Source organism: Bradyrhizobium sp. HKCCYLRH2047 (assembly GCF_051168175.1).
Taxonomy (GTDB): Bacteria; Pseudomonadota; Alphaproteobacteria; order Rhizobiales; family Xanthobacteraceae; genus Bradyrhizobium.
Window position 1 is genome coordinate 23615 of the sequence record NZ_JBNPUM010000008.1, and the last position, 20937, is coordinate 44551.

Consider the following 20937-nt stretch of genomic DNA (forward strand, 5'->3'; position numbering starts at 1 on the left):
TAGCGAAGCTCGTCGCGGCCCCGTGAAGAACGAGGAGAGGGGCGCACCGCCTTTGGTGCCGGCGGGGCGCCATGCGGATCGCCTGTGAGCGTTCAGTCCTGCCCGCCCTTGTGTCCGGCTCGCAACGCTTTAGAAAGGCTCCAACGCTGATGGCCGCGCGTTGCGCTCGACCATCGTCATCATCAACCAGCAAGGCCAGCAGTGGTGGACGCCCTCAAAGTACGCAACGCAGCCGATGTGGAGGAGGTGGTTCGCGCGGCCATCGCCAGCGAGCAGCCGCTCGACGTGATCGGGCACGGCTCCAAGCGCCAGATCGGCCAGATCACGACGACCAACGCCGTGCTCGACCTGTCGGCGCTGAGCGCGGTCGTGTCCTACGAGCCGAACGAGCTGATCATCACGGCGCAGGCGGGGGCGCCGCTCGGCGATCTCCTGTCGCTGATCGATTCGAAGAGCCAGCAATTCGCGTTCGAGCCGATGGATACGGGGCCGCTGCTCGGCACCGCCGGCCGCGGCACGCTCGGCGGGACGATCGCGGCCGGGCTGGCCGGGCCGCGGCGGGTCCGAGCCGGCGGGGTGCGCGACCATCTGCTCGGGGCGCATGCCGTCTCCGGCTTCGGCGAGAGCTTCAAGACCGGCGGCAAGGTGGTGAAGAACGTCACCGGCTACGATCTCTGCAAGCTGCTGGCGGGCTCCTGGGGCACGCTCGCGGTCATGACCGAGGCGACCCTGAAGGTGATGCCGCGGCCGGAGGCCGAACGCACGCTGGTGCTGCGCGGGCTCGACGACCTCAAGGCCAACCGGGCGATGACGGCGGCGCTCGGCTCGCCGTTCGACGTCTCCGGAGCCGCGCATCTGCCGGCCTCGACGCTGCGGCCGGAGGTCGCCGGGCTGAGCCCGATCGGCTCGCCGCGCGAGGCGGTCACGGTGCTCAGGCTCGAAGGCATCACGGCCTCAGCGGCGCATCGGGCGGCGTCGCTCGCCAGGCAGCTCGCGACCTTCGGTGCGACCGAGATCATCGCGGACGACGCCTCCGCCCAAGTCTGGAGCGCCGTCCGCGACGTGCTGCCGTTCGCCGCCAACGGCCCGCTCGGGGCCTGGACGGTGTGGCGGATCGTCTGTCCGCCGGTGTCGGGCGGCGCGATCGGGCAGGCCCTGACGCGCCAGACCGGCGGCGAGGTGATCTATGACTGGGGCGGGGGCCTGATCTGGGCCGCGCTGCCGCCGCAGCCCGATGCGTCGGCGGGGCTGGTGCGCAAGCATGTCGAGGCCGCCGGCGGCCACGCGACCCTGCTGCGCGCGTGGGACGAGATGCGGCTCGCGGTCGACGTGTTCCACCCGCAGCCCTCAGGCGTCGCCGCGCTGGAGGAGCGCGTTCGCGTCTCCTTCGATCCCAAGACCATTCTCAACCGCGGCCGTCTGCGTCGGAGCGTTGCGTCATGAAGACCGAGTTCACCCTGGCGCAGCTCGCCGATCCCGACATCGCGGTCGCCGACAAGATCCTGCGCGCCTGCGTGCATTGCGGCTTCTGCACCGCGACCTGTCCGACCTACGTGCTGCTCGGCGACGAGCTCGACAGCCCGCGCGGGCGGATCTACCTGATCAAGCAGATGCTGGAGAAGGACCAGGCGCCGACATCAGACGTGGTCAAGCATATCGACCGCTGCCTGTCGTGCCTGTCCTGCATGACGACCTGCCCGTCGGGCGTCCACTACATGCATCTGGTCGATCAGGCGCGGGTGCGAATCGAGCAGCGTTACGAGCGTCCGCTGACCGACCGGCTGCTGCGCGCCGTGCTCGCCTATGTGCTGCCGCGGCCGCGTGAGTTCCGGCTGGCGATGACCTTGGCGCGGCTCGGCCGGCCGTTCAAGGCGCTGCTGCCGGCATCCTCCGCCTCGCGCGCACCTGCGCCCAGCCTGCTGCGGCGCGTCAGGGCGATGCTCGATCTGGCGCCCGCCGCCGCGCTGCCGCCGCCGGGGCCGGCTGATGGCAGCGTGTTTGCCGCGCAGGGCGCGCGGCGCGGCCGCGTCGCGCTGCTGCAGGGCTGCGCACAGGCGGCCCTGGCGCCGCGCATCAACCAGGCTGCGATCAACGTCCTGACCCGGCACGGCATCGAGGTCGTCTTGGTCAAGGACGAGCAATGCTGCGGTGCGCTGACCCATCACATGGGGCAGGATTCCGACGCGCTGGCGCGGGCGCGCGGCAATGTCGACGCCTGGACCGCGGAGGCGAAGCGTGGCGGTCTCGACGCCATCCTGGTGACGACCTCGGGCTGCGGCACCGTCATCAAGGACTACGGACACATGCTGCGCGAAGACCCGCGATATGCAGCGCCCGCGGCCGCCGTGTCGGCGATCGCGAAGGACATCACCGAGTATCTCGCCGGTCTCGATCTGGCCCCTGCAACTCAGCATGACGACGTCGTCGTGGCCTATCACTCGGCCTGCTCGCTGCAACATGGGCAGAAAATCACGAGCATTCCGAAAGAATTGCTTTCCAAGTCCGGATTCGTGGTGAAAGATATACCGGAGAGTCATTTGTGTTGCGGTTCGGCGGGGACCTACAACATTCTCCAGCCTGACATCGCGATGAAGCTGCGCGATCGCAAGGTCGCCAACATCGCGACCGTCAAGCCGAATGTGATCGCGGCAGGCAATATCGGCTGCATGATGCAGATTGCCAGCGGCACTTCCGTCCCCGTCGTGCACACCGTTGAGCTTCTCGACTGGGCGACGGGCGGTCCGCGGCCAGGAATGATTTGACGGATGGGCGCGCGCTGATGGCCGGCCCGTCCCGCCGGACGAGCTGATCGAACGGCGGCAACTGGAGGGTTTCTGATGGCGAAGGACAAGAAGGCGAAGAAGGACAAGAAAGAAAAGAAGAAGCTGATGGCGCAGGCCAAGGCCGCCAAGAAGGCGACGAAGACGTCCGCCAAGAAGGCTGCAAAGAAGTCGGCGAAAAAGGCCGCCAAGAAGGCTGCCAAGAAAACTGTCAAGGCGCCGGCCAAGAAGGCGAAGAAGACCGTGAAGGCCGCGGCGAAGAAGGCGGCCAAGGCGCCGGCCAAGAAGGCTCCCGCCAAGAAGGCCAAGGCGTCGGCTGCGAAGGCTCCGGCTGCGCCGAAGAAGAAGGCCGCCAAGAAGCGGGCTCCCAAGATGGCTCCGCTGGTCGAGACCCCCGAAATGCACGAGACCGAATCGGCTGCTGAGACCAGCTGGGCGATGCCGAGCGCGGCGCCCGAGGAGCACGAGGACGGCGAGGGCACGGCGTCCAGCAACTGATCCTTCCGGACCGGATCATTCTCAGGGCCGGACGAATTCACATCGGGAGGCCGCGGCGGCTGCGCTGCGGCCTTTTCGTTTGCCAGCGTCCGTTGTCTGCGTTGGCTGCCCCTTGTTGTCGATGGACCTGTTTGTCCGAATGGTCGTCCCCGCAGATCTACGGCCGGGCGAATCCGACTCCGGTGCGCTGCGCCGTTTTGCTTGCGGCACCGCGTTTCCAGCGGGCCGGCACAATCGATTGTGCGTCCTAGCGTGCTTTCGGACACGGATATTTGTTGTTCAAATGCAACACGCGCCGACTACCTGCCGTAGAAATGTCAAATCGCCCAAAAAGGCGGCAGATGCCGCGCTTTTTTGCTTCACGTGTGGCGGGACCCTGGCACAAATTGCGTCTGGATGACGCAGCCGGTCTTGTTTGCGCCCTGGGGGGCCAAGGTGGGGCAGGCTTTTTTCGAAATAGGGTGATGGGGATCGTCATGAAAAAGTGGGCTTTGCTGGCAACGGCGCTGGCAATGGTTTCGGGATCGGCTTCGGCGGCGGACATGGCGGTCAAGGCCTATAAGGCTCCGCCTCCGGTCGCGTTCGAGCCGTGGGACATCGCGTTCGGCGCGGCGATCATGAACGACTACGTGTTCCGCGGCGTCACCCAGTCGAACCACAAGGCGTCGGTCGCCGCCTATTTCGAGCCGCGCTACAACGTCAACAAGGACCTGCAGCTCTACGTCGGCGTCGCCGGCGAGAGCATCTCGTTCGCGAACCGCGCTGCTGCCGAGATCGACATCTACGGCGGTATCCGCCCGACCTTCGGCGCGTTCGCCTTCGACATCGGCGTCTGGGGCTATCTGTATCCGGGCGGCACCTGCTACTACGGCGGCGGCGCCGTGACGGATTTCGCGGGCCAGGCGCTGAGCGCCGAGTGCCAGGCCAACACCCTGGCCAATCTGAACGTGATGAAGAAGGACGTCTCGTTCTTCGAAGTCTACGGCAAGATGAACTACACCGTGAACGACATGTGGACGTTCGGCGTGACCGAGTTCTACTCGCCGAACTTCCTGAACACCGGCGCCTGGGGCAACTACGCCTCGGTCACCGGCAAGTTCACCGCCCCGAGCACGACCTTCGGCTCCAGCGGCGTCGGCATGTACGTGTCGGGTGAGTTCGGCCGTCAGTGGTTCGGCACGTCGGACTCCTTCTACGGCGTTCCCGCCTTCCCGAACGGCATCAAGTATGCCGACTACAACACCTGGAACATCGGCGTCGGCTTCACCTACAAGGTGTTCACGCTGGACCTGCGCTACTCCGACACCGACATGTCGAAGGGTGATTGCAACGCCTTCACCAGCGACTTCACCGCCAGCGGCACCACCAACGTCACGCCGATCAACCCGGCTGGCCTGGGCTCGAAGTGGTGCGGTGCGACCGGCATCGCCAAGCTCTCGGTCGACCTGACGGCGATGAGCAATCTGAAGTAATCACCCGCCAAGGCGGATCGGACTGATCACGAAGGGCGGCAGAGCAATCTGCCGCCCTTCTGCTTTTTGGTGACGGGGGCCGGCTGTCGCTCGGACGTCTTGCCGCCTTTCCTAGTCGCCTTGCGTGGGCACCGCGGCGCGCGCGCCTCAGCTGCCTCCACCCGTGGTCGCGTCGGCCGCCTGTCCGGCTTGCCGCAGCGAGAACCGGTCGCCGTCGCGAATCAGCTCGACCTTGCGGTCGTGGAAATCGTGCAGGGTCGAGCGGTGGCCGATCGAGACGACGGTGGTCTGCGGCAGCCGCTCGGCGATGACCCGATAGAGCCGGGCTTCGCTCGGCTCGTCCAATGAGGCCGTGGCCTCGTCGAGGAACAGATATTGCGGCGCATGCAGCAGCGCGCGGGCGATGCCGAGCCGCTGCTGCTCGCCGAGCGACAGCATCCGGTTCCAGTGCTGGTCCTCGTCCAGCCGGTCCGCCAGTTGCGGCAGGCCGACGGCCACCAGCGTCTCCTTGACCTGCTCGGCACTGAACGCATCGGCGGCCGCGGGATAGACGATCGCCGCCTTGAGCGCGCCGATCGGGAAGTAGGGCCGCTGCGGCAGCATCATCAGCTTGGCATGCGCGGGCACGCTGATCGCGCCGCTGCCGAACGGCCAGATCCCGGCGATGGCGCGGAACAGCGTCGACTTGCCGGCGCCGGACGGCCCGGTGAGCAGCGTGCGTTCGCTGCTCTCGAGGCTGAAGCCGTCGGCCGCGATCAGCGGCAGGCCGTTCGGCAGCTTCAGCAGCAACTGGGCGAGCTCGATGCTGTCGCCGGCATGGCTGGCGACATCGATCGTCTGCGGCTCGGCCGAGAGCTTGGCGGCGCTCTCGATGGACATGTCGAAGCCGTCGAGGCGGGCGACGGTCGAGCGCCAGTCGGCGAGCGTCCGATAGGTCGTCACGAAGAACGACAGCGCGCCCTGCACGGTCGAGAAGGCGGACGCCGTCTGCATGATGCCGCCCATCTGGATCGACTTGGCGAAGTAGGCAGGCGCAACCAGCACATAGGGAAAGATCACGGCCGCCTGCGAATAGCCCGCCGTGAAGGCCGTCAGCCGCTTGGTCCGGCTCATGATCTGGTACCAGTTCTGGACGACCCGGCCGAAGCGGGTGCCGAGCTGACCTTGCTCGGCGCCTTCGCCGCGCAGCAGCGCGATCTGCTCGGAGCTTTCGCGCACCCGCACCAGGTTGAAGCGGAAGTCGGCCTCGTAGCGCTGCTGCTCGAAGTTGAGATTGACGAGCGGCGATCCGATCCAATGCGTCAGGAGGGTCCCGAAGATCGCATAGATCAGCGCGATCCAGACCAGGTAGCCGGGGATCGCGATGTTGGTGCCGAACAGCTGCAGCGGGGCATCGGTCGACAGCCCCCAGAGCACCACCATGAACGATGCGAGCGAGACGACCGAGCTGAGCAGGCCGATGGTGATGTTCAGCGTCTTGTCGACGAACAGCTGCACGTCGTCGGCAATGCGCTGGTCCGGGTTGTCGGCGATGTCGCCCTTGAGCTGCATGCGATAGTGCGTGGCGTTGTCCAGCCAGCGGCGCAGGTAGACGTCGGTCATCCACCGCCGCCAGCGGATCTGCAGCCATTGATTGAGATAGAGCTGGTAGACGGCCAGGATGATGAAGATGGTCGCCAGTACGGCGAACACGCCGATTTCCCAGATGAAGCTGTTCCAATCATACTGCTGCAGCGCGTTGAAGAATCTGTTCTGCCACTGGTTCACCAGCACCTGGATCGCAACGAGCGACAGTTCGATCGCAATGACGGCGGCGAGAAGGATGCGGCCGGCGACCTTGTCCTCGGAGTGGAAGTAGGGAATGGCGATCCGCCAGACGGTGGCGACGGTCGAGCGCAGATTGTTCACAGACGGGCTGCTCCTGAGAAAAGGTCTTAACAGGCTGACGAAAAACGAGAAAATCGCTGGTGCCGCCGCCTGCCTAGACTAAAGTCGTAATCTGGCGGGTGGCCGCCGGCTTGTCGGTCGCGTGTGACAAACCGTAGCATGGGGCAGGGGAGAGGGACTGCGACCGCCGCCAGATTTCGCGAGAATTTGAGCAGAGTTGGGCGTTGCCGGTTTTGTGATCGCCTTTCCGACCTTTGCCAGGCTTGGGGGCTTGGCGAGCAGACCTGATCCGTCCCGCCGGACGGGGTCCAATGACAAGAACGTGGGGGGAGAAGTCACGATGTGGAATCAAATCTACGACCCGTTGGGGAGCCCGGCGCTGTCGACGCTGGCCGCCGCCGTCCCGGTCGTGACGCTGCTGGTGCTGATCGCCAGTGGCAAGGTCAAGGCACACATCGCGGCGATCATCGCCGTGATCCTGACCAACCTGATCACGATCTTCGTGTTCACGATGCCCGCCAACATGTCGCTGCGCGCGACGTTTCTGGGCGTCATCACCGGGTTCTTTCCGATCGGCTGGATCGTCCTGAACGTCATCTTCCTCTACCAGGTCACGGTCTCCACCGGACGGTTCGAGCTTCTGAAGCGCGCCATCGGCGGCGTCACGGAAGACCGGCGCCTGCAGCTGCTGCTGGTCGCCTTCTCGTTCGGCGCGTTCTTCGAGGGCGCATCCGGCTTCGGAACACCGGTGGCGATCACCGGTGCCGTGCTGATCGGCCTCGGCTTCTCGCCGCTCGCGGCCTCCGGCCTGTCGCTGATCGCCAACACCGCACCCGTCGCCTATGGCGCGCTGGGCACCCCGATCCAGGGCCTCGCTTCGGTAACCGGCCTCGACCCCTACATCCTCGGCGCCATGGTCGGCCGGCAGTTGCCGATGTTCTCGCTGATCGTGCCGTTCTGGGTGATCTGGGCGTTCGCGGGCTGGAAGGGCATGAAGGACGTGTGGCCGGCGATCCTGGTCACCGCCGTCTCGTTCGCGGTGCCGCAATTCCTGATCTCGAACTACGTCAACCCGTGGATCGTCGACATCGGCGCCTCGCTGATCTCGATGGGCGCGCTGATCCTGTTCCTGAAGGTCTGGCAGCCGAGGCAGCTGTGGCTGTCGCCGGCGTTGCGCGGGCGTGACGAATCGGCCGCCACGATGACGGCAGCGAAGCCGCTGGACCGTACGCCGCTGACGCAAGCCGAGCTCTGGGGCGCGCTGCTGCCCTGGATCATCGTCTGTGTCGTCATGCTGATCTGGGGCAACGGCGCCTTCAAGGCCTGGGCGAACTCGATCTTCACCTGGAACTATCCGGTGCCCGAGCTCGACAAGCTGATCAACAAGATGCCGCCGGTGGCTGCGAAGCCGACGCCGGAAGGCGCAGTGTTCTCGTTCACCTACCTGACCTTCACCGGCACCGGCATGCTGATCGCCGCGATCATCTCCGGCTTCCTGATGGGTGTCGGACCGGGCAAGCTGATCGCGGAATATGGCCGCACCATCCGTCTCTGCGCGATCTCGCTGATCACGATCTCGGCGATGCTCGCGATCGGCACGCTGACCCGGCTGTCCGGCGTCGATGCCACGCTCGGCCTCGCCTTCGCCGCGACAGGCGTGCTCTATCCGTTCTTCGGCACCTTGCTCGGCTGGTTGGGCGTGGCGCTGACGGGATCGGATACGGCCTCGAACGTGCTGTTCGGAAACCTGCAGAAGATCACCTCCGAGCAGCTCGGCCTGTCCCCTGTCCTGATGGCGGCCGCCAACTCCTCCGGTGGTGTCATGGGCAAGATGATCGATGCGCAGTCGATCGTGGTCGCCTCGACCGCCACCAACTGGTACGGCCATGAGAGCTCGATCCTGCGCTACGTCTTCCTGCATTCGATCGTGCTGGCCTGTCTTGTCGGCCTGTTCGTCACCTTGCAGGCCTATGTCTATCCGTTCACGGCGATGGTGCTGAAGTAGCAACACCGTCTGCGACAAAAGCCCCGCGCCGCAGCTGCGGCGCGGGGCTTGCTATGTTTGGAACACATTTGTGCGGGAGCCGTGCTGGCGGGAGTCACGGCCATCGCCTGGAAGGCGAGCCCTGCGTGTGACTGGTGTGAAGGGGAACGATGCAAGTGTTGAAGCGTGGCTGCGCCGTGGCGACGGTGGCGTTGTCGATGTCGGGGCTGGCGCTCGCCGCCGCCTCGGCGGAGGAGTTTCCCTTCGGCATGGAGATGACGCTCGATGCGCTGCCGCAGCCCGGCTCGAAACGGGTGCCGGATCTCGACATCGGCGATAACGGTGACACCGTGCTGGAGCTGTGGTGCAAGGGCGGCAAGGGCCAGTTCTCGGTTGCCGGCAACACCATCGTGTTCATCGCCAGCAAGATCGAGGACCGCAACTGCCCGGCGGCGCGCGCCCAGGCCGACGACGAACTGATCGCGGCGCTGAGCGCGGCGACCAACTGGAAGCGTCAGGGCGACCTGATCATCTTCATCGGGCCGAAGACGCTGCGCTTCCGGCTCAATACGAACTGAGGCAGGGCGGTCGCCTGTGAAGATGAAAAGCTGCTGAGACCAGCAACCCTGCTGGTCAGTTACTCCGTCATGCCCGAGCTCGTCCCGCCTGCGCGGCCGCAGCCGCGCGGCGAAGGCCCGGGCATCCACGTCCGTCCCAGGATGCCGATCGGCGTGGATGGCCGGGACAAGCCCGGCCATGACGACCTGGAGAGAGACGTGAGCGCACAACGGGTTGCCATATGCGCCGTGCCAATTGAAGAAAGGGGGCGCGCACCGGTCGACTGCGCGCCCGCCGCTCTTTCACTTCCAGACCGAGTTGTCCGCGTCCCAGCGCTTGGCCTTGAAGGCCTTCGCCAGCTCGTCGATGGCGCCGCCATCGTCACGGGTGTCGCCCTCCTCGTCGCCGGATGATTCGTCCGACAGGATCAGCTTGGCGGCGGAGCTCTCGTCGATCGTCGTCGTGGTCGGGCTGCTGATCCACAGCATCAGCGCGTCCGCGCCGCCCGGCTTGTCCGCCGAGACGAGGCCGGTGACCTCGATGACGTCGGTGAGCTCCAGGGCCGGCATCAGCTGGCTCGGCCGCTTCAACGTCAGCTTCAGCTTGCCGCTGACCGGATTCCACGCCGCGCTCGTCGGCTTGGCATTGTAGGTCCTGGCCAGGACGTCGGAGATCGCGCCAGCCAGCTTGTCCTTGTTGATCTTGTCGCCGTCGCGCCAGTCGGCGGCCGCGAAGCGGATGGTGCGGTCCATCTCGACGGTGCCGGCGGTCCAGCCGGCCGTCACCACGCCGTTCATGGCCCGCGCCTTCGCGATCAACGCGCCGGCGCGGTCGGGGTCGACCGTCATGCTGATGGTCTGCTCGCCCGCGCGCAAGGCATCGCAGCTCACGATCAGGCTCGACAGCGAAACTTCGACGTTCTCGCCCTTCAGGCTCTTGAGGAAGTCGGTCATGGCGTCGAGCTTGAGCCGGACCGAGACCGCCTCGGGCGACACGTCGGTGAAGTCCTTCGGCTGGGCGCTGATGCCGTCGTCGCTCGACTGGCTCTCCTGGAATTCCTTCTCGCTGACGTCGGAGTTGTCGGTCGACGCCACCTCGGTGACGCTCTTGCCGATCGTGATCTGGCCGCGGAACTCGAACGTGTCGCCGGTCGGCTTGCGATTCAGCTTTACCGTGACCGGCTCCTTGGCGCCGTTGCTCTGGGTCGCGCCGGTCAAGGTCTGGCCGTTGACCGTGAGGCTGACCACGAAGCGGTCCTTGCGATCCGAATTCTTTGCGACGGGATAGCAGACGTCGAGCGTTGCGGCGGTGACGGTCTTGCCCTGGCGCGTCTCCTTCAGGATCACGTCGGCATTGCCGTCCATCAGACCGTCGATCGCGGTGAAATACCGCGTCTCGTTGGCGGGGGCCTTGGTCCCGCTCTTGCTCTGGGCCCAACCGAGTTCCGGCGCGGCCGCTACAATCACGGCCAGCGCAAGCAAAATCGCGCGCATCTGAAAATCCTTGTGGGGGCAGAATCGGCCTTAAGCTGTAGCGCCGATTTGCGGTCGCTGCACCCCCGGTGCGGACACTCGGCCAAAAAGAAGGCCGCCCGGAGGCGGCCTTCCTGAATGTGAGATGTCGAAAGCAGGGCTCAGAAGCCCATGCCGCCCATGCCACCCATGCCGCCGCCGGCCGGCATCGCGGGAGCCGCATCCTTCGGCAGCTCGGCGACCATGGCCTCGGTGGTGACCAGGAGGCCGGCGACCGACGAGGCGTCCTGCAGCGCGGTGCGGACCACCTTGGCCGGGTCGATGATGCCCTTGGCAACCATATCGACATAGTCCTCGGTCTGCGCGTCGAAGCCGAAGGTCTCGGACTTCTCGTCCAGGATCTTGCCGACCACGATCGAGCCTTCGACGCCGGCGTTCTCGGAGATCTGGCGAATCGGAGCCTCGAGCGCCTTCAGCACGATGTTGATGCCGGCCTGGACGTCCGAGTTGGCGTTGGTGATGCGGCCGACCGCCTTCTTGGCGCGCAGCAGCGCCACGCCGCCGCCGGGGACGATGCCTTCCTGCACCGCAGCGCGGGTCGCGTTGAGGGCGTCCTCGACGCGGTCCTTCTTCTCCTTGACCTCGATCTCGGTCGCGCCGCCGACGCGGATCACCGCGACGCCGCCCGCGAGCTTGGCGAGACGCTCCTGCAGCTTCTCACGGTCGTAGTCCGAGGTGGTCTCCTCGATCTGCGCCTTGATCTGGCCGACGCGTGCCTCGATATCGGCCTTCTTGCCGGCACCGTTGACGATCGTGGTGTTCTCCTTGTCGATCACGACCTTCTTGGCGCGGCCGAGCATCTTCACCGTGACGTTCTCGAGTTTCATGCCGAGATCTTCCGAGATCAGCTGACCGCCGGTCAGGATCGCGATGTCCTCGAGCATGGCCTTGCGGCGGTCACCGAAGCCCGGCGCCTTGACGGCCGCGACCTTGAGGCCGCCGCGCAGGCGGTTGACGACCAGCGTGGCCAGCGCCTCGCCCTCGACGTCCTCGGCGATGATCAAGAGCGGACGGCCCGACTGCACCACGGCTTCGAGCACCGGCAGCATGGCCTGCAGGCCGGACAGCTTCTTCTCGTGCAGCAGCACGTAGACGTCGTCGAGCTCGGCGGTCATCTTCTCGGCATTGGTGACGAAGTAGGGCGAGAGATAGCCGCGGTCGAACTTCATGCCTTCGACGATGTCCACCTCGGTGTCGAGCGACTTGTTCTCCTCGACCGTGATGACGCCCTCGTTGCCGACCTTCTGCATCGCCTGGGCGATCATCTTGCCGATCGCGGCGTCGCCATTGGCGGAGATGGTGCCGACCTGGGCGACCTCGGAGGACGCAGCGACCGGCTTGGCGCGCTTCTCGATGTCCTTGATCACGGCGGCCACCGCGATGTCGATGCCGCGCTTGAGGTCCATCGGGTTCATGCCGGCGGCAACGGCCTTGGCGCCCTCGCGCACGATGGCCTGGGCCAGCACGGTCGCGGTGGTGGTGCCGTCACCGGCGGTGTCGTTGGTCTTGGAGGCGACCTCGCGCAGCATCTGCGCGCCCATGTTCTCGAACTTATCCTCCAGCTCGATCTCCTTGGCGACGGTGACGCCGTCCTTGGTGATGCGCGGAGCGCCGAAGCTCTTCTCGATGACGACATTGCGGCCCTTCGGGCCGAGCGTCACCTTGACGGCGTTGGCGAGAATGTCGACGCCGCGCAGCATGCGGTCGCGTGCGTCGCCGGCGAATTTGACGTCCTTGGCTGCCATTTCAAAATTCTCCTGGAGTAGACCTCGACGGCGAGGGGCGTGATCGCCCGTCTGTCGCCGGAACGAGGTTGCAGAGCATTTTCGCCCGGGGCGGCTGATCGCCGCCCCCGACAGGTCGGGATCAGGCGACGACGCCCATGATGTCGGACTCCTTCATGATCAGGAGCTCCTCGCCGTCCAGCTTGACCTCGGTGCCGGACCACTTGCCGAACAGCACGCGGTCGCCGACCTTGACGTCGATCGGGATCAGCTTGCCGCTCTCGTCGCGGCCGCCCGGGCCGACGGCGACGACTTCGCCCTGCGAGGGCTTTTCCTTGGCGCTGTCGGGAATGATGATGCCGCCCTTGGTCTTCTCTTCGGCGTCGATGCGCTTAACCACGACGCGGTCGTGCAGGGGACGAAACTTCGATTTGGCCATGACGGATCCCTTTTGGGGTGCTTGGATAAGTGTTGCTGTCGGAGGAAATCTGAATGCGACCACATTTGACGCCCACTTGGCGCCAACTGGCTCGCAGCCTTAGCAATCGCGCCCTCCGAGTGCTAAAGACCGCTCGGGGAAATATGGCTTGCGGCTGTTCCTGTCAAGCAACGGCCAGCCGTTAAGCCGTTCTTGAGGCTGTTAGGGGGATGTTGTCCGGGGCCAGACATGTTAGTGGAGCGGCGTCGTCATCCGACGTCATTGCTCTGACGAGCGTTTTGCGCTTGGTTGCCGGACGGGGCAGCCACGATTCTGTTCCTAAGGGGATGCCATGACGAGTTCACGGTGCGCGCGGCCGGTTGCCAATCTCGCGATCGCGTCGGCGCTCACGATGCTTCTGGGAGCGTGCACGGGCTTCAGCCTGTCGCCGTCGCCCCCCATGCAGACCGAGGCGCCGGTCGAGCCCGAGGTTCCGGCGACGATCCGCCCCGAGGATCTCGTGGGCAAATGGGGCCTCGCCGCCTACAACAATCCGAATGACCGCGCGCGCACCGAGAAGATGGCTCTGGCGCAGTGCAAACAGCCTTACGTCATCGGGGCAGGCACGTCCGGCGGTGTCGTGATGCATCTGGCCGACCAGGCGACTCCCCAGGAACTGCGCCTGAAGGGGTCGGCCAGCGGCAAGAACTACATCGGCCCGGCCGGACCGCCCGGCGGCGAGCAGGACCGCGAGGTCATCTCCTTCGATGGCCGTGTGCTGATCACCCGCTTCGTCGACAAGGATGCGGCGACCCGTTACCAGACGATGGTCTACGTCCGCTGCGGGCCGCGCGCCTGAGATCCGGGCGATCACCCCGCAAAGGTCGAGAGTCGAACGTAAAACGCCGGCGACAGCGCCGGCGTTCTGTATGGTGACGTTGCCTGGAGCGGTCGCTGGGACTGGCCGCCGACCTCAGTTGAACATCGCGTCGATGTCGTCCTGCGAGGCGTGGCCGACCTCGCCCGCCGCCTTCGGGCCGTTCAGCAGCCTGGCGTCGCCCTCGCGGGTGTCGACGATCGGCGGCACATGCGCCTTGATGGCGTCGACGCCGCCCCAGATGTCCATCATCACCACGATGTGGTGCTCGATGAACTTCATGGTGGTCATGACCTTGTTGATGCGCTGGCCGGTCAGGTCCTGGAAGTTGCAGGCCTCGAAGATCGAGACCACGCGCTCCTGGATCTCTTCGCTCAGGATCTTCTGCTGGTCCGCCGAGTCCACCTTGGACAGCGCGCTCGCGGCCTGGTCGATCGCCTCCGCGGCTTCGAGGATCTGCTGCGTCGCCTGCTCGGTGCCGCCGACGACCGCGCCGAGCTCGCCGTTGACCTTGGCCATCTCCTCGCCGTTGAAGCTCTTGGCATGGAGGGTCGCGATCTCGCCCTTGGTGCGGTTGATCGCGTCGTGGATCAGGTCGAGCTCGACCTTGAGCTTTTCGCACTGCTCGATCTGGGCACGATAGGTCTCGAGCAGCGCGCGCGCTTCGGCGACCTCGCGTGCGGCGGATTCTTCGATGGCGGCGTTGGCCGTGTTGCTACCTCCGCTGCGGATGGCGTTGGCCATCTGGGAGCGGATCGCGCGCAGCTCGTCCATGATTTCCTTGTGGTTGGGGCCGATCTCGCCGCCCACGAAGTCGGGCTCCGGCATATGGCCGACGATTGCTTCTTCGATACGGAAACGCTTGCGAACAGCCATGATAGTATCCCTGACCTCTTGTTCGGATCAGTTCTACGCAGAGCCTATTTAACATCGCGTTCACGCCAGGAACCGCGGTTGAGCAACGCTGGCGTGCATCGTGCGTCAACTATTAACCATGCCTCGCCGGCCTTCACGCAAAATAAACGCTAGCCATCAAAACCGCCGTCGTATGCAGCGATGGTGAATCCCGGCGCCTCCCGCGTTTACCAAAGCGATCGGGTTTTGCTCTTTATTGACGATACGCGGCGGCGTTGCCGCCTCGCGCGACGAACAGTCTCCAGACGAAACAGTACAGAGTACGTCGATGTTCAAATCATTCTCCACGGCGCTGCTGGCCGGCGCATGCGCATTCTATTCAGGTCTGGATCGGGCGGCGGCCCAGGGGTTTCAGCAGCCGACCGTGATTTACAGCGGGCCGCCGCAGCAGTCCGCGCCGGTGCGCACCGCCTATGTCGAACGCTCGCGCATGGGTGGCGGCTTCATCGAATTCCTGTTCGGAGATCCGCAAGGCGGCCGCGGCGCGCCTCCGCCGGGACAGCCGATGTATCAGCAGCAGCCGTCCTATTACGAGCCGCAGCAGCTGGCGCCTGGCATGGTCCCGCAGCAGGGAGTGCCGGATGAGGAGGCCTATGAGCAGACGCAGCGGCCGCTCGATCCGAAATACGAGAAACAGATCGTTGACTATGACGGCAAAGAACGGCCGGGCACGATCGTCATCGATACGCCGAACAAGTTCCTCTATCTGGTCCAGGGCGAGGGCAGGGCGCTGCGCTATGGCATCGGCGTCGGCCGGCCCGGCTTCACCTGGTCCGGCGTGAAGACGATCTCGGCCAAGCGTGAATGGCCGGACTGGACGCCGCCGCCGGAAATGCTCGCGCGCCGGCCCGACCTGCCGCGGCACATGGAGGGCGGACCGCAGAACCCGCTCGGCGCACGCGCGATGTATCTCGGCTCGTCGCTGTATCGGATCCACGGGTCGAACGAGCCATGGACGATCGGCACCAACGTGTCGTCAGGCTGTATCCGGATGCGCAACGAGGACGTCATCGACCTCTATGGCCGCGTGAACGTCGGTGCCCGGGTGATCGTGCTCTGACGACCGCCACCGCACGACATCGGCCATTGAAAAAGGCCGCCCATCCGGGCGGCCTTTGCATTCTCGAATTGGCTGCGACCCGGGAGGATCACGCGTAGTCGCTGCCACCGTCGTCGTCGCCATAGCCGTCATCGGAATCGAAGTCGGCCGCGTCGCTGTCATTGCCGTTGTCGTCGTAGTTCGCCTGGTCGAACAGGCCGGCACGACCACTGTCGCCGCCCGAGCGGCCGATGTCGTCGAGACCGGCGTCACGCGCCAGCGACCCGCCGGACTGGTCGCCGCTCCACGGGCTGGCACCGCCGCCGCGCTCCTCGATGATCGTGGTGTCGCCGAACGCCTGATGCGACCCGCCGCCCATCATCGAGCGGATGCCGCCGAGCAACAGTGAGCCGCCGACCATGCCGGCCGCGGCCGCCGCGGCCGTGCCGAGGAATGAGCCGCCTCCGCCGCCGAACATGCCGCCGCGCGGCTGGCCGAAGCCGCCCTGATCGTAGGGGCCGGGCTGACCGGGATAGCCGGGCTGGCCCTGGTAGCCCGGGGGCATCGCCTGGCCGCTGTTCCAGACCGGCCGGCTCGGCAACGGCGGCGGCACGTTGGGGACCGACCCGCGGCTGCCCGCGCCGAAGATGCTGTCGCGCATCGAATCGAGGAAGCCGCCGGACTGAGCCTGCTGCGGGGCCTGGGCGTGCTGCAGCTCCTCGATGCGGGCATTGGCGCGTTTCAAGGCTTCGTCCTGCACCAGCACCGTCTGCACCAGCGCGTAGACGGCGTTGGGCGCCCGCTGCAGCGCCTGGGAAATGGCGGCGGCGGCCTCCGGGTCACGCGGTGCACTCTCCAACTTGGCAAGCCGGTCGAACAGATCGTCGATGAGTTGGCGTTCTTGCGGTGTCATGTCGTTCTCCTGCCGCTTGCCTTGTTCCGGCGAAGCGCGGCCAAGATTTAGGGGGACTTTGTGGCCCGGCCAGCCGGGGCGCGGATTAAATTTCGGTATGCGACACAGCGTCTCTCGGGCTTGCGCAGCGCTTTGAACCTCCATGCTGCCCGCACCGCAGGAGGAACGCTGCCGAGCGGCCTTTTGTTCGTTGCGGACACGCAAGATCCGTTCAGGCCAGCGTCATCCGCCGGCGGTCGAGCAGCGCCGGAAAATGCTCGCCGGCGAGATAGGCGTGCTCGTGCTCGCGCTGGACGGTCAAAGGGTCGAGCTCGATCAGGACGTCGTCGACGAAGCCCGGATGGCACATCACCAGCCCGTCCTCGGGCAACTCGTCCAGGAAGCCGTCCATCAGCGTGGCGAAATCCGAGGTCTTGCTGAAATCGTAGGCGCCGGCGAAAGCGGGATTGAAGGCGATCTCGGCCCGCTTGGCATGACGGCGGAATTGCGCGCTCAGGACGTCCAGCAGCAGCGCCTTGGGTGCCGTCAGCCGCTGCATCAGCGGCACGTTCCGGCCGCCCTGACGCACCCAGGCCGCCGGCGCGGCTTCCTTGACGGCGGCGAGGAAGCCCTCGCGCACCTGCGGATAGAGCTGGGCATGCTGATGGCCGTCGACGAAATCCGGGGCGCGGCCGAACAGCTCGCCGAACGCCGCAAGCTGGACCAGCACCTCGGCGCGGATCAGCTCGGGATCGAGCCGGCGGGACATTCCGGCGCGCAGCAGCTTGGGAAAGGGCAGGAACATGCCGCCTTCCGACGGGCGGAAGTGCATGGTGAGGGGGCGGAACGGCGCGGTCAGCGTGACGTGCAGGCCGATGGCGCAACGCGGGCTGTCGGACGCGACCCTGGTCAGCTCCGTCACCTCGTCGCGCCCGATCGCGGCGCCCACCGTCATCACCGAGGTGGCGTTCAGCCGGCCGCGCGCGATCAGGTCCCGGATGGCGCTGTTGACCCCGGGGCTGATGCCATAGTCGTCGGCGCACAGCCAGATGCGCCGGTGCGGCGTCGCGCTCATTCGGCGGCGTTCCTCTCGGCGCCGTCGCTCCGTGCATCGAGCGCTGCACGCTTCTCGCTGTGCTCGGCGACGAAGTAGATCGGACGCGCCTTCAGCTCGGACAGGATCTTGCCGATATACTCGCCCATGATGCCGATCATGATCAGTTGCACGCCGCCGATCGTCATCAGGCCGACCATCAGCGAGGGATAGCCCGGCACCGATTTGCCGCTGACGACGGTCTCCCAGAGGATGGAGAGCCCGAACAGGAAGGCCGCAGAGGCCAGCAGGATTCCGAGCAGGCTGGCGAAGCGCAGCGGGGCGACCGAGAACGAGGTCAGCCCTTCAATCGACAGGCCGAGCAGGCTCGTCAAGTTGAAGGTCGTCACGCCGTGGGCGCGCGCCGCGGGCTCATAGTCGACGCGGATCTGGCGGAAGCCGATCCAGCTCGCGAGGCCCTTGAAGAAGCGGTTGCGTTCAGGGAGCTGCCGCAGCGCGGCCACCGCGCGCGGCGACAGCAGGCGGAAGTCGCCGGCATCCTCCGGAATCTTCTGCCGCGCCCCCCAGTTGATGAGCGCGTAGAAGCCGTGAACGGCGACCCGGCGCAGGAACGGCTCGTTGTCGCGATGCGCCTTGGCGGTATAGACGACGTCGTAGCCGTCCTTGATCCAGTGCGTGACGAGTTGCTCGATCAGGGCCGGCGGATGCTGGCCGTCGCCGTCCATGAACATCACCGCGCCGCGCCGGGCATGATCGAGGCCGGCCATCAGCGCGGCCTCCTTGCCGAAATTGCGCGACAGCGACACGACCTGCACATCGAGCGCATCGGCCTGCAGCGTGCGGGCAATCGCGAGCGTGTTGTCGCGGCTGCCATCGTCGACATAGACGAGCTCACAGGCGAGACCGAAGCGCTGACGCAGGGTGCGTGCGAGATTGTTCAGCCGCTCGTGCAGCGCCGTCAGTCCCGCGCCCTCGTTATAGACGGGGATAACGATCGACAGTCCCTGCGACGCGGCGTCGGCCGCGGTCGTGGTCAGGTCGGACACGTCAGTTCCCAGCATTGCTCAGAGTCCTCGTTCTCCTACCAACATATGGTAGTCGCGCTCACCTGTCGCTACGATGAACGGCGATTTATGATCGCAGGAAGGCCTCGAGGCGGGCAAACAGCGGATTTTCGCGGTCGAGCACGTAGTCCAGCGAGGCGACCGAGACGGTCTCGGCGCCATGTGCGCGCAGAAAGCTGCCGAGCGCGTAGATCTGCGCCGGCGGGCAGTGCAGGGTGAGCATGCCGGACGAGGTCGGGCCGCCGAACGGCGCCACCACGCCGAAGCGGTTGTGCGCCTCGCTCAGCATTGCTGCGTCGCACCCTTTGAAGCGGGTGCGGACCTCGCGGTATTTGCTGGCGCGGGCGCGGGCATGGATGTGGTCGAGAATGATCCGGGCGCTCTCGCGCGGACCCTCCGACCAGTCGGCGTCGCGCGAGGCGACGAGATTGGCCTGGCTGCGCAGGATCACGCCGTCGTCCAGCACCTTCAGCCCGTTGGCCACCAGTGTCGAGCCGGTGCTGGTGATGTCGACGATCAGCTCGGCGGTGCCGACCGCGGGCGCGCCCTCGGTGGCGCCGGCGCTCTCGACGATGCGGTAATCGACGATGCCGTGGGCCGCGAAGAAGCTGCGCGTCAGGTTGATGTATTTGGTGGCGACGCGCATGCGGCGATTGTGCTGGGCGCGAAAACCGGTGGTGACGTCGTCGAGATCGGCCATGGTGCGGACGTCGATCCAGGCCTGCGGCACCGCGACGACGACGTTGGCGCCGCCGAAGCCGAGCGTGTCGATCAGCAGCACGCGCTTGTCGGCATCGGTGATGCTCTCGCGCACGAGATCCTCGCCGGTGACGCCGAGATGCACGGTGCCGCGCGCCAGTTGCGAGGCGATCTCACTCGCAGAGAGATAGGCGATCTCGACATTGTCGAGACCTGCGATGGTGCCGCGATAGTCGCGCGCGCCGCCGGGCTTGGACAGGTTCAGCCCGGCCCGTCCGAAGAAGGCTTCGGCATTCTCCTGCAGACGTCCCTTGGAGGGAACGGCGAGGACGAGGGGGCCGCTCATGATGCTCTCCCGCGCGCGGCCTTGCCCGCGGCGCTGCTCTGGGCCAGCCGCTCGATCCAGATCGAGAAGCCGACGGCCGGAATCGACGAGGCGGCGCCGAGCTGGCTCAGCAGGCCGTCATAACGGCCGCCGGCGACCAGCGGCTCGTCGCCATTGCCTGGGTGGTGCAGCTCGAACTCGAAGCCGGTGTAGTAGTCGAGGCCGCGGCCGAACGAGGTGGCGAAGCGCACCTTGGCGAGATCGATGCCGCGCTGGGCCATGAAGCCGGCGCGCGCCTCCAGCGCGTCGATTGCCGCCGAGATGTCGAGCCTGGCATCGGCGGCGAGGGCGCGAAGCTGCTGGACGGCTTCGGTCGGGCTGCCGCTGATGGCGAGGAAGCGCTTGATACGGTCCAGCGCGTCACGCGGCAGCGCGCCGCTCTTCAGGGTGGACTGCTCGAGGAAGCGGTCGGCGATCTCCGCCACCGTGCGGCCGCCGACGGCGGTGGCGCCGGCAATCGACATCAGGTCGGTGACCAGGGCGAGCGCCGCCTTGCGGTCGGAGCCGGCCAGAGCGGCGAGCACGCCCTCATACTCGTTGCGCGGCGCCACCGAGGCGATCGCCAGCCGCTCGAGGTCCTGCGCCAGGGTGCGCTTGCGGTTGAAGTCCTTGATCAGCCGCCGCCGCCAGACCGGATAGAGGTCGAGCGCGTCGATGAGGGCCGTGAACAGCGCGACGTCGCCGGTGCGGATCTCCACCGCGGCAAGGCCGGCGGTGGCGGTCGCCTCGATCGCCAGCGCCAGCATCTCGGCATCAGCGGCGGGCCGGTCCTGGCGTCCGAACGATTCGATGCCGGCCTGCAGGAACTCGCTCGGGCGGCCCTCGCGGTAACGGAATACTGGACCGAGATAGCTGAAGCCGGCCGGCTGCCCGGCGCGGGCCGAGGCGAGATAGTCCCGGGCGACGGGAATGGTCAGGTCGGGGCGCAGGCAGAGCTCTTCGCCGGCGGCGTCGCCGGTCAGGTAGAGGCTCTTGCGGATGTCCTCCCCGGACAGGTCCAGGAACGGCTCGGCCGGCTGCAGGATCGCCGGCTCGGCCCGCTGATAGCCGGCCTGGGCGAAGGATTGCAGCAGCGTGTCCGCCCACGCGGCGGGTCCGGTCGGAGCGGGTCCGGTCATGGCGATTCGAGTTCCAAAGTGGGTTGGGCGCCTGCTGGGAG

The 20937-nt window shown here is 66.4% G+C and carries 18 protein-coding genes; 8 read left to right on the top strand and 10 right to left on the bottom strand.

Annotated elements, in window-relative coordinates; genetic code table 11:
* Positions 1–204: 204 nt before the first annotated feature.
* The 4 genes from ACQR1D_RS19495 (at position 205) to ACQR1D_RS19510 (ending at position 4750) form a co-directional block, all read left to right on the top strand.
* A complete protein-coding gene (locus ACQR1D_RS19495) occupies positions 205–1443 on the top strand; it encodes an FAD-binding protein (protein ID WP_434839433.1) in 1239 nt (412 codons plus the stop codon).
* Positions 1440–2762, top strand: coding sequence for a glycolate oxidase subunit GlcF (glcF, locus tag ACQR1D_RS19500; protein WP_434839432.1), 1323 nt, complete (start codon positions 1440–1442; stop codon positions 2760–2762). The genes ACQR1D_RS19495 and glcF overlap by 4 nt, the downstream gene beginning before the upstream one ends.
* 75 nt (positions 2763–2837) lie before the next feature.
* Entirely contained in the window at positions 2838–3278 is a 441-nt protein-coding gene (locus tag ACQR1D_RS19505) for a hypothetical protein (RefSeq protein WP_434839431.1), read from the top strand.
* 476 nt (positions 3279–3754) lie between these two features.
* Complete coding sequence (locus tag ACQR1D_RS19510) at positions 3755–4750, top strand: TorF family putative porin (protein WP_315801897.1); 996 nt, start codon at positions 3755–3757, stop codon at positions 4748–4750.
* A gap of 147 nt (positions 4751–4897) precedes the next feature.
* On the opposite strand, the gene ACQR1D_RS19515 is transcribed toward ACQR1D_RS19510, so the two are convergent.
* The gene (locus ACQR1D_RS19515) at positions 4898–6658 is read right to left on the bottom strand and encodes an ABC transporter ATP-binding protein/permease (RefSeq protein ID WP_315801898.1); all 1761 of its coding nucleotides are present in this window, start codon (positions 6656–6658) and stop codon (positions 4898–4900) included.
* 319 nt (positions 6659–6977) lie between these two features.
* On the opposite strand from ACQR1D_RS19515, the gene ACQR1D_RS19520 reads away from it, so the two are divergent.
* Both ACQR1D_RS19520 and ACQR1D_RS19525 read left to right on the top strand, forming a co-directional pair.
* Complete coding sequence (locus tag ACQR1D_RS19520; protein ID WP_315801899.1) at positions 6978–8642, top strand: L-lactate permease; 1665 nt, start codon at positions 6978–6980, stop codon at positions 8640–8642.
* A gap of 149 nt (positions 8643–8791) precedes the next feature.
* A complete protein-coding gene (locus ACQR1D_RS19525) occupies positions 8792–9199 on the top strand; it encodes a hypothetical protein (RefSeq protein ID WP_315801900.1) in 408 nt (135 codons plus the stop codon).
* Positions 9200–9481: 282 nt separating this feature from the next.
* Here ACQR1D_RS19525 and ACQR1D_RS19530 read toward each other — a convergent pair whose 3' ends face one another.
* The 3 genes from ACQR1D_RS19530 to groES form a co-directional block, all read right to left on the bottom strand.
* Complete coding sequence (locus ACQR1D_RS19530; protein WP_315801901.1) at positions 9482–10672, bottom strand: hypothetical protein; 1191 nt, start codon at positions 10670–10672, stop codon at positions 9482–9484.
* 140 nt (positions 10673–10812) lie between these two features.
* Entirely contained in the window at positions 10813–12456 is a 1644-nt protein-coding gene (groL, locus tag ACQR1D_RS19535) for a chaperonin GroEL (RefSeq protein ID WP_315801902.1), read from the bottom strand.
* Positions 12457–12577: 121 nt separating this feature from the next.
* The gene (gene groES / locus ACQR1D_RS19540; protein WP_008961387.1) at positions 12578–12874 is read right to left on the bottom strand and encodes a co-chaperone GroES; all 297 of its coding nucleotides are present in this window, start codon (positions 12872–12874) and stop codon (positions 12578–12580) included.
* 331 nt (positions 12875–13205) lie between these two features.
* On the opposite strand from groES, the gene ACQR1D_RS19545 reads away from it, so the two are divergent.
* Positions 13206–13712, top strand: a complete 507-nt coding sequence (locus ACQR1D_RS19545) for a hypothetical protein (protein WP_315801903.1) — start codon at positions 13206–13208, stop codon at positions 13710–13712.
* A gap of 114 nt (positions 13713–13826) precedes the next feature.
* Here the strand turns inward: ACQR1D_RS19545 and ACQR1D_RS19550 are convergent, their stop codons facing one another.
* A complete protein-coding gene (locus tag ACQR1D_RS19550; RefSeq protein WP_315801904.1) occupies positions 13827–14606 on the bottom strand; it encodes a protein phosphatase CheZ in 780 nt (259 codons plus the stop codon).
* 307 nt (positions 14607–14913) lie between these two features.
* On the opposite strand from ACQR1D_RS19550, the gene ACQR1D_RS19555 reads away from it, so the two are divergent.
* Entirely contained in the window at positions 14914–15705 is a 792-nt protein-coding gene (locus ACQR1D_RS19555) for a L,D-transpeptidase (RefSeq protein ID WP_315801905.1), read from the top strand.
* 88 nt (positions 15706–15793) lie between these two features.
* On the opposite strand, the gene ACQR1D_RS19560 is transcribed toward ACQR1D_RS19555, so the two are convergent.
* From ACQR1D_RS19560 to ACQR1D_RS19580, 5 genes are all read right to left on the bottom strand, one after another.
* Positions 15794–16597 (bottom strand): DUF2076 domain-containing protein, encoded by an 804-nt coding sequence (locus tag ACQR1D_RS19560; protein WP_315801906.1) that lies wholly within the window; start codon positions 16595–16597, stop codon positions 15794–15796.
* Between the two features lie 211 nt (positions 16598–16808).
* Positions 16809–17651: a ChbG/HpnK family deacetylase gene (locus ACQR1D_RS19565; protein WP_315801907.1), complete on the bottom strand. Its 843-nt coding sequence runs from the start codon at positions 17649–17651 to the stop codon at positions 16809–16811.
* Positions 17648–18691, bottom strand: coding sequence for a glycosyltransferase family 2 protein (locus ACQR1D_RS19570; RefSeq protein ID WP_315801908.1), 1044 nt, complete (start codon positions 18689–18691; stop codon positions 17648–17650). Before ACQR1D_RS19570 ends, ACQR1D_RS19565 begins: the two co-directional genes overlap by 4 nt.
* 70 nt (positions 18692–18761) lie before the next feature.
* On the bottom strand, positions 18762–19739 hold the full coding sequence (hisG, locus tag ACQR1D_RS19575; RefSeq protein WP_434839427.1) for an ATP phosphoribosyltransferase: 978 nt from the start codon (positions 19737–19739) through the stop codon (positions 18762–18764).
* Positions 19736–20896, bottom strand: a complete 1161-nt coding sequence (locus ACQR1D_RS19580) for an ATP phosphoribosyltransferase regulatory subunit (protein ID WP_434839426.1) — start codon at positions 20894–20896, stop codon at positions 19736–19738. Before ACQR1D_RS19580 ends, hisG begins: the two co-directional genes overlap by 4 nt.
* Between the last annotated feature and the right edge of the window lie 41 nt (positions 20897–20937).

Excerpts from the sequence above, each read along its gene's own strand:
- glcF (WP_434839432.1), top strand. The coding sequence starts at position 1,440 with ATGAAGACCGAGTTCACCCTGGCGCAGCTCGCCGATCCCGACATCGCG.
- ACQR1D_RS19505 (WP_434839431.1), top strand. The coding sequence starts at position 2,838 with ATGGCGAAGGACAAGAAGGCGAAGAAGGACAAGAAAGAAAAGAAGAAG.
- ACQR1D_RS19510 (WP_315801897.1), top strand. The coding sequence starts at position 3,755 with ATGAAAAAGTGGGCTTTGCTGGCAACGGCGCTGGCAATGGTTTCGGGA.
- ACQR1D_RS19520 (WP_315801899.1), top strand. The coding sequence starts at position 6,978 with ATGTGGAATCAAATCTACGACCCGTTGGGGAGCCCGGCGCTGTCGACG.
- ACQR1D_RS19525 (WP_315801900.1), top strand. The coding sequence starts at position 8,792 with ATGCAAGTGTTGAAGCGTGGCTGCGCCGTGGCGACGGTGGCGTTGTCG.
- ACQR1D_RS19530 (WP_315801901.1), bottom strand. The coding sequence starts at position 10,672 with ATGCGCGCGATTTTGCTTGCGCTGGCCGTGATTGTAGCGGCCGCGCCG.
- groL (WP_315801902.1), bottom strand. The coding sequence starts at position 12,456 with ATGGCAGCCAAGGACGTCAAATTCGCCGGCGACGCACGCGACCGCATG.
- groES (WP_008961387.1), bottom strand. The coding sequence starts at position 12,874 with ATGGCCAAATCGAAGTTTCGTCCCCTGCACGACCGCGTCGTGGTTAAG.
- ACQR1D_RS19545 (WP_315801903.1), top strand. The coding sequence starts at position 13,206 with ATGACGAGTTCACGGTGCGCGCGGCCGGTTGCCAATCTCGCGATCGCG.
- ACQR1D_RS19550 (WP_315801904.1), bottom strand. The coding sequence starts at position 14,606 with ATGGCTGTTCGCAAGCGTTTCCGTATCGAAGAAGCAATCGTCGGCCAT.
- ACQR1D_RS19555 (WP_315801905.1), top strand. The coding sequence starts at position 14,914 with ATGTTCAAATCATTCTCCACGGCGCTGCTGGCCGGCGCATGCGCATTC.
- ACQR1D_RS19560 (WP_315801906.1), bottom strand. The coding sequence starts at position 16,597 with ATGACACCGCAAGAACGCCAACTCATCGACGATCTGTTCGACCGGCTT.
- ACQR1D_RS19565 (WP_315801907.1), bottom strand. The coding sequence starts at position 17,651 with ATGAGCGCGACGCCGCACCGGCGCATCTGGCTGTGCGCCGACGACTAT.
- ACQR1D_RS19570 (WP_315801908.1), bottom strand. The coding sequence starts at position 18,691 with ATGCTGGGAACTGACGTGTCCGACCTGACCACGACCGCGGCCGACGCC.
- hisG (WP_434839427.1), bottom strand. The coding sequence starts at position 19,739 with ATGAGCGGCCCCCTCGTCCTCGCCGTTCCCTCCAAGGGACGTCTGCAG.
- ACQR1D_RS19580 (WP_434839426.1), bottom strand. The coding sequence starts at position 20,896 with ATGACCGGACCCGCTCCGACCGGACCCGCCGCGTGGGCGGACACGCTG.